Source organism: Pedobacter miscanthi, from assembly GCF_003315595.1.
GTDB classification, from domain to species: Bacteria; Bacteroidota; Bacteroidia; order Sphingobacteriales; family Sphingobacteriaceae; genus Pedobacter; species Pedobacter miscanthi.
The window spans coordinates 1-1,324 of the sequence record NZ_QNQU01000068.1 but is presented as its reverse complement, the minus strand read 5'-3'; the positions used below and the strand labels follow the sequence as shown (position 1 = coordinate 1,324).

The window sequence follows — 1,324 nt, the reverse complement described above, 5'->3', positions numbered from 1 at the left end:
GAAACCCAAAGCAAAATAATTGAAGATTTAGAAACTCAATTTAAGAACCTGGTCATCAAACTTCTTTCTAGTGAGATTACATTTAAAGACAAAAATGGGAAAGACTATCCTAAATGGGAAATCGAGAAATTGGGAAATATTGCAACATTCCGAAGGGGAAGTTTTCCACAACCATACGGTTTGCCAAAATGGTATGATCAAGCTGAAGGATTTCCATTTATTCAAGTATTTGATGTTGGGGAGAATATGCGTTTAAAGAACAAAACAAAAAACAAAATCAGCCAATTGGCTACAGAGCAAAGTGTGTTTGCAAAAAAAGGAACTTTAATCCTCACAATACAAGGTTCAATTGGACGTGTAGCAAAAACAGACTTCGATGCCTATATTGATCGCACATTGTTAATTTTTCAGTCTTTCCAGAGAGATATAAACATCGATTTTTTTAAATATGCCATATTTTTGCTTTTTGAAGTTGAAAAAGAAAAAGCACCAGGTGGGATAATAAAAACAATTACTAAAGAAGTCTTAACTCAATTCACTGTTCCTGTTCCGTCATATGATGAACAAACGAAAATCGCAGAAGTTTTTACTTTAATGGAGTCCAAACTGGAGGTTGAAAAAAAAATTTTGAGCAGTTATAAATACCAAAAGCAACATATTCTCTCAAATTTATTTATATGAAGAGATTCTGCAAGAAGTATTTTTTTTGACACTTAAGGTGATACAAAAGTTTCTCTTCTAACGTGATTTTTTCGGTGATGAGATTTAAAGTTTTGGCAATAGAGATAATTTCATTTTGAGACGTAGGAAGATTTACTTTGTTATTGAGGAAATTGGAGTTGGTAATGTTGATGGTATTTTTTGCACCTTTTTGTACCAAGCTATGTAAATAATTATTTGCACTAATTGGATTATCGAAATAATAATGAATAATATTTCCAATATATATACTTCTAGGAATATAAACACCATATAATGGTGAAACTGCTACTTTTTTGTTTTGAAAACTTTGTTTTATGATACCGTAGGGGAACTCCCCAGTTGGACTTTTCGTGTAGACAACATCACCATTGTGAACTACGTTATAGTTTGATGTGTCCTTTGCAGCAAAGGATCTTCCTAAATGTTCAATTTGGTTAATTAGACCTTTGCTTACTGATACGGAAAACACAGCATTTTTAGCAACGTTTCGTTCATTTCGCTCCACAAGTATTTCGCGCAGAAAAAAATTTCTCCAGCCCCTTGTGCTGCCTTTTGCTTGCAGACCTTTAAGCACACACTTAATTTGAGATTTTAAGTTGTTAATTATTTTGCTTTGGGTTTC

1 protein-coding gene and 1 pseudogene are annotated in these 1,324 nt (G+C 32.8%); one reads left to right on the top strand and one right to left on the bottom strand.

Translation table 11 applies throughout. From position 1 onward, the window contains the following. The coding region (locus DRW42_RS28365) for a restriction endonuclease subunit S (protein ID WP_208643673.1) at positions 1–681 on the top strand (681 nt) is incomplete at its 5' end. Here DRW42_RS28365 and DRW42_RS28955 read toward each other — a convergent pair. Next, positions 674–1,324: pseudogene (locus DRW42_RS28955) on the bottom strand (restriction endonuclease subunit S); the annotation flags it as partial. The gene DRW42_RS28365 and the pseudogene DRW42_RS28955 sit on opposite strands and share 8 nt — an antisense overlap.